At 71.3% G+C, this 6,321-nt stretch carries 4 protein-coding genes and 1 pseudogene; all 5 read right to left on the reverse strand.

The window, feature by feature from the left end:
• Positions 1 to 1,080, reverse strand: a pseudogene (locus ACOJSN_RS21250) (hypothetical protein); the annotation flags it as partial.
• Between the two features lie 199 nt (positions 1,081 to 1,279).
• Positions 1,280 to 2,242, reverse strand: a complete 963-nt coding sequence (gene rsgA / locus ACOJSN_RS21255; RefSeq protein ID WP_420114478.1) for a ribosome small subunit-dependent GTPase A — start codon at positions 2,240 to 2,242, stop codon at positions 1,280 to 1,282.
• A 51-nt stretch (positions 2,243 to 2,293) separates the two neighbouring features.
• Positions 2,294 to 2,836, reverse strand: a complete 543-nt coding sequence (locus ACOJSN_RS21260; RefSeq protein ID WP_420114479.1) for an AAA family ATPase — start codon at positions 2,834 to 2,836, stop codon at positions 2,294 to 2,296.
• A 1-nt stretch (position 2,837) separates the two neighbouring features.
• Positions 2,838 to 3,824, reverse strand: a complete 987-nt coding sequence (locus tag ACOJSN_RS21265; protein WP_420114480.1) for an NAD-dependent epimerase/dehydratase family protein — start codon at positions 3,822 to 3,824, stop codon at positions 2,838 to 2,840.
• A gap of 43 nt (positions 3,825 to 3,867) precedes the next feature.
• Positions 3,868 to 6,183 carry a phosphoribosylformylglycinamidine synthase subunit PurL gene (purL, locus tag ACOJSN_RS21270; RefSeq protein WP_420114481.1) on the reverse strand — a complete coding sequence of 772 codons (2,316 nt, stop codon included), beginning with the start codon at positions 6,181 to 6,183 and terminating at the stop codon, positions 3,868 to 3,870.
• Positions 6,184 to 6,321 lie beyond the last annotated feature (138 nt).

The raw sequence follows: 6,321 nt of genomic DNA on the forward strand, positions 1-6,321 counted from the left end.
GATCGAGCCGAACCGGGTGTCGCCCCAGCCGCCGAGCGCGTACGTGTCGGAGATCGCGTAGCGATCGGCTGGAGCCACCAGCATGCCCTCGAACACCTCGCGCCCGGCCTCGTCGGCCGGGAGCACGAAGTCCTCGATCGGGAGCACCGGCTCGAAGTTCTCGGTGAGCACGGTGACGCCGCCCGCGGCGACCGTGAGCTCGGTGAGGCCGTTGAACTCGACCACGTCGCCGGTGACCTCGAGGTGCTGCCCGATCTCCACGGAACCGACCGTGGCTGCCGAGTACACGAAGACGCCGTCGGAGGCGGTGCGCTCGCTCGGGTCGGTGTCGCCACCGGAGCCGGCGGTCTGGATGTAGTAGCCGTTGAAGCCGCCGGTCGGGTAGACCGCCGTGACCACGCCGGTGGTGGTGACGGTCTGTCCCTCGAGCGGTGACGCGGCACCGGTGCCCTGGATTTCGGCGATCGTCACGGACTCGCCCGGATCCGGGTCGGGATCGGGGTCGGGGTCCTCACCCCCGCTGTTGAGGACGCCGAACGTGCTCGTCAGCGGTCCGGTCCAGACTCCGTCGATCTTCTGCAGCGACTGCCCGATGGGCGTGCTGCTCGCCTGCGCGACGCCGATGTCCGTGCTCGTCAGGCCGTCCGCGGGGCCCCCGACCCCGGTCATCACGCCTTCGTAGGACAGGAACTCGACCACAGCGCCATCCGGGTCGACGAGAGCAACGCCGTCGGGTGAACCGTTCTGGATTCCGTCGACGGGGTACTCGGCCACCGTCACGCCGGCGTCACCGACGCCGCCCGAGAGCGTGCTGGTGTTGTAGGGCGCGCCGTTGTTGCCGTTGTAGAGCACCAACGACCACCCGGTCAGATCGGTCCCGACCGGGGCCTGGATCTCGATCGCCTCACCGGTGTCGGTGCCGACGTTGTCGTAGTGGATCTCGCTGATGAAGATGTCGCCATCGGTGGTGACGGCGAAGGCCGGGGCGGACATGAGTCCGAACCCGGCCAGGGAGAGAGCTGTTGCTGCGGCGAGTGCGCGGCCGCCACGGCGGGCGGGCGTCAGCCAGGATACGGACATGCGTGACCCTTTCGGGGGTGTGGTCCAGGACACGGAGAGCACTGACCGTAGCGGAGCCCGGTAGCCGGTGAGGGTCGAATCGGTGACGAATGTGAAACATTCGTCCACGCGTTGCTCGGATCATGGAACGTTCGTCCATCGTTCACCTCGCGTCACTTCCATCACGGCCGGCCGGAGGCGCTCGTGCCGCCCGCTTGCGTCACCTCCGCGTGCGGATGTGCCCGGCTGCTTTCGGGGCACGGACGGCACGCGCCGCCTGCCGGGTCGCCTCGCGGCGCAGCGAGTGCCATGAAGCCAGCCGCCGTTCCGGCAGCTCGCCGGCCTCGACCGCCTCGACGACGGCGCATTCCGGCTCGTTCGTGTGCGTGCAGTCCCGGAATCGGCAGCCTCGAGCGCGCTCCTCGACGTCGGAGAAGGTGGCGGCTACCGCTTCCTCGGTCGCGACCAGTCCGATCGAGCGCACGCCCGGGGTGTCGATCAGCCAGCGGCCGTCGGGGAGCGGAATCAGCTCCCGGTGCGTGGTGGTGTGCATGCCACGACCATCGCCACGCACCTCGCCGGTGACCATCACCTCGGCGCCCGCGAGCGCATTGACCAGGGTCGACTTGCCGGCACCGGAGGGGCCCACGAGCACGAGCGTGCGCGCCTGCTGGAGCGTGGCGGTCAGCGCCTCCAGCCCGGCTCCCGTGGCCGCCGAGATCGCGAGGACGTCGACGCCCGGCGCCACGGCGCGGGTTGCTTCGAGCCATCGGTCGGCATCGTCCACGAGGTCGACCTTGGTCAGCACGACCACGGGCACGGCGTCCGACCGCCAGGCGATCGTGAGCATCCGCTCGATCCGCCCGAGCGCCGGCTCGGGCTCCAGGTGCTCGACGATGAGCACCACGTCCACGTTCGCCGCGATCACCTGCACCAGGGACGTCTTGCCGACCGTGTCCCGCACCAGCTCTGAGGTGCGCGGCATGACCAACGCGCGTTCGCCGTCGAGCACCACCCGGTCCCCCACGGCCGGGACCACCGGTTCGCCGGCGGTCATCGGAAGCGTGCCGTCACGCTCCGTGCCCACGACCACGGTGCCGTCGGCAGGCACGGAAGCAGCGCCGTCGGGCACGAGCCGGACAGCGCCCTTGTCCACGCGCGAGACACGCCACATCGAGGTCATCGCCATCCACGGTAGGAGCGTGGGGCAACCGAAATTCCCCCGGCGCGGCCGTCAGCGATGGTGGTCGGGCTCCCAGTCGAGCAGGGTGAGGATCTCGCTCACGACGGCGTCCGGTGGCCGATCGTGCGTGCTCACCGCGTGATCGTCGATGTCCGCCCGATCCAGGATCGCCGCGAGCTCCGGCGCCCGGGCCACGTGCCAGTCGCGCTCGGAATCGGTGCTGGACCGAGTGGCCACGCGAGCCTGCAGCACCTCCACGGGAGCGGTCAGCCTGATGAGGGTCGGGCTCACCCCGAGCGCGTCGCGATGACGCTCGCGATGCTCGGCGGACTCGACCACGCCGGCCAGCACCAGGGACGTCATGCCGTGCCGTGCGTAGACCTGCGCCACGGCGGCGAGGTTGTCGAGCGTGACGGCGAGTCGGAACGGGTCTTCCGGCGGCGAGGGCCAGCCCGCGCCGAGGTGGTCGAGGTCGACCACGGCACCGCTCACTCCGGCGGTGGCGAGAGCCGCGCCGACCTGGTGGGCCGTCGACGTCTTGCCGGAGCCGACGCTGCCGTTCAGAATGACAGCGCGCAGCGGACCGGATGCCACCTCATGCCTCCAGTGACGCGAGCAGCTCGGTCTCCTCGGCGCGGGTCAGTCCCGCGCGGCGGTCCCGGTCGAATCCGAGGGACCGCTCGTCGGCCAGGGCCTCGTCGATCAGCCGCCGGTACGGGCGCCGGCTCAGCCCGGCCTCGCGGGCGCGCTGGGATGCGCGCGTGACGGTCAGCTCGTGCCCGGGCGGCAGCCAGAACGGCAGCGAGCGTGGACCCATGAAGTAGCCGACGCCCCGCGCGAGCAGCCAGTCGGGTGCCGCCGTCACCACCGCGCCGGAGTGACCGGCCGCTGACCGCGCCAGGGCCGTGAGGTCGGTGAACGCGACCGGCTCGCCGTAGGCGTCATAGATGCCGTGCTGGTTCGGGTCGCCACCGACCGTCACGAGCCATGCGGCCAGGTCGGCCACGCTGATCGTCTGCACGATCGCGTCGCCGAGGTCGGGCAGCAGCACCGCCTCACCGCCGGCCCGAGCGAACGCGGCCGGGTAATAGCCGAACCGGTCGGAGCCGTCGCCGCTACCACCGATCAGCCCGGCCCGCGCGATGACGGCGCGCTCGCCGAGCGCGGTCGAGACGACCTGCTCGCACGTGACCTTGGCTGCGGCGTACTCCTCGGGCCCCGCCTGGTCGGCCTCCAGCGGGTCGTGCAACGGGTCGGTCTCGTCGCCCACCGGGTTCTCGGTCGCCCGGTACACCGAACCGGACGACACGTACACCCAGCGCGCCGCGCGGTCTCCGAGCGCCGCCACGGCAGAGCGCACCAGACCCGGCTGCCACGCGACATCGAGCACGAGATCCCAGTCACGGCCCAGCACGCCCTCGTACGCGCCACCCTCGGCGCGGTCGGCGCGAACGAGGCTCACGCCGTCGGGAACCGCGGCGGTCCCGCGCGCCAACGCGGTGACCTCATGTCCATGCGCGAGCGCCGCCCGTGCGACCTCGCCACCGAGCCAGCCGGTCCCCCCGAGGAGCAACACATCCATCACTCCACCTTGCCACGCCGGGCGGGCGCGTGGTCGGGTTGTGTCAGGCGAAGCGCGCCGGGAGCACGCCCTCACTCGCCTCGCGCAGGTCATCCAGGTCGATCTCGACGGCGGCGCCTGCCTCGATCCGCAGGCTGCCTCCGCCCGTGGTCCCGATCCGCAGCGCGGGCACATCGTGCTCCGCGGCGAGCGCGGACACGTGCTCGACGTCCTCGCGTCGCACGGCAAGGAGCACGCGACCGCCGGACTCGCTGAACAGCGCGGTCGCGGAATCGACCACACGTTCGCCGTCCCCGATCGCACCCAGGGAGACCGATGCCCCCACGCCGAACCGGAGCACGCCGTCGACCAGGGTCTGCACGAGACCACCGGTCGAGAGGTCGTGCGAGGCCACGAGCCTCCCCTGACGCGAAGCCTCTGCCAGCACCTGCGCGAGCGCACGCTCGGCGCCCAGGTCCACCGCCGGCGGCCTGCCGCCGAGGTGACCGTGCACCACGCCCGCCCACGCGGAGCCGGAGAGCTCCTCGCGAGTGATGCCGAGCAGCACCAGCTCGAGACCCTCCTCGTGCCAGCCGGAAGGAACGACCCGAGCAACGTCGTCGAGCACACCGAGCACGCCGATGACCGGGGTCGGGTTGATCGAGGCGTCGATGTGCCCCACCCCGACCTCGCCCGCGAGGGTGGAGTTGTAGAGCGAGACGTTGCCGCCGGTGACCGGCACGCCGAGCTCCACGCACGCATCGGCGAGTCCGGTGATCGTCTGCACGAGCTGCCACATCGCGTCGGGGTCCTCGGGCGAGCCGATGTTGAGGCAGTCGGTGACCGCGAGCGGGCGGGCACCCACGGTCGCGACGTTCCGGTACGCCTCCGCGAGCGCGAGTTGCGCGCCCGCGTACGGGTCGAGCTTGCTGAAGCGGCCGTTGGCGTCGGTCGCGATGGCGACGCCGAGCCCGGTCTCCTCATCGACCCGGATCACACCGGCGTCGTCGGGCTGCGCGAGCGCGGTGTTGCCCTGCACGTACCGGTCGTACTGGTCGGTCACCCAGGACTTGCTCGCCAGGTTCGGCGAGCCGACGACGGCGAGGATCTGATCGCGCAGCTCCTCACCTGTGCCTGCGCGCGGCAGGGCCTCGGCGGCATCGGCGTTGAGGTCGTCCTGCCAGGCCGGCTTGGCGTGAGGGCGGTCGTAGACGGGGCCGTCGTGGGCCACGGTGCGGGGGTCGACATCCACGATCCGATGCCCGTGATGGTCGATCGTGAGCCGCCCGGTGCCGGTGACCTCGCCGATCACCGCGGTCTCGACATCCCACTTGGTGGTGATCGCGAGGAACGCCTCCAGCGCCTCCGGCGTGACCACCGCCATCATGCGCTCCTGCGACTCCGACATCAGGATCTCGCCGGCGGTCAGGGAGGGGTCGCGCAGCAGCACGTTCTCGAGGTCCACGTGCATGCCGCCGTCGCCGTTGCTGGCGAGCTCGGAGGTCGCGCACGAGATGCCCGCGGCTCCGAGATCCTGGATGCCCTCGACCACGCCGGCGGCGAACAGCTCGAGGCAGCACTCGATGAGCACCTTCTCCATGAACGGGTCACCCACCTGCACGCTGGGGCGCTTGCTCGGCTTGTCGTCGTCGAAGGTCTCAGAGGCCAGGATCGAGGCGCCGCCGATGCCGTCGCCGCCGGTCCGCGCGCCGAAGAGCACCACCTTGTTGCCGGCACCGGAGGCGTTCGCGAGGTGGATGTCGTCATGGCGCAGCACCCCGACGCAGAGCGCGTTGACGAGCGGGTTGCGCTGGTAGGAGGCGTCGAACTCGGTCTCGCCACCGATGTTCGGCAGGCCGAGACTGTTGCCGTATCCGCCCACACCGGAGACCACGCCGTGCACCACGCGCGCGGTGTCCGGGTGGTCGATCGCGCCGAACCGGAGCTGGTCCATCACCGCGACGGGGCGTGCGCCCATCGAGATGATGTCGCGCACGATGCCGCCCACGCCGGTAGCCGCGCCCTGATAGGGCTCCACGTAGCTCGGGTGGTTGTGCGACTCGACCTTGAAGGTCACGGCCCAGCCATCGCCGATGTCGACCACGCCGGCGTTCTCACCGATGCCGACCAGCAGGTGCTCACGCATCTCGTCGGTGGTCTTCTCACCGAACTGCGCGAGGTGCATCTTGGAGGACTTGTAGGAGCAGTGCTCGGACCACATCACCGAGTACATCGCGAGCTCGGCGTTGGTGGGCCGGCGACCGAGGATCTCGCGGATGCGAGCGTACTCGTCGTCCTTGAGGCCCAGCTCGCGGTACGGCTGCTCCGCGTCCGGGGTCGCGGCGGCGTTCTCGACAGTGTCGGCGGCAGGAGTGGTCAACGTGCTCTTCCTTCGGCGCGGGCAGGCGGGGCCAATCTACGGCAGCCGCGGCAGCCGGGGGCGCGGGCGTCCACGGCGACCGCCCGCGACGTCCCCGCCGGCGCGTGCACGGATGCCGCAGGATGCCCGCGCGGCCAT

It is taken from the genome of Pseudactinotalea sp. (assembly GCF_048594945.1).
GTDB lineage: Bacteria > Actinomycetota > Actinomycetes > Actinomycetales > Beutenbergiaceae > Pseudactinotalea.

Coding starts and splice junctions, on each gene's coding strand:
- rsgA (WP_420114478.1), bottom strand. CDS start 2,242: ATGACCTCGATGTGGCGTGTCTCGCGCGTGGACAAGGGCGCTGTCCGG.
- ACOJSN_RS21265 (WP_420114480.1), bottom strand. CDS start 3,824: ATGGATGTGTTGCTCCTCGGGGGGACCGGCTGGCTCGGTGGCGAGGTC.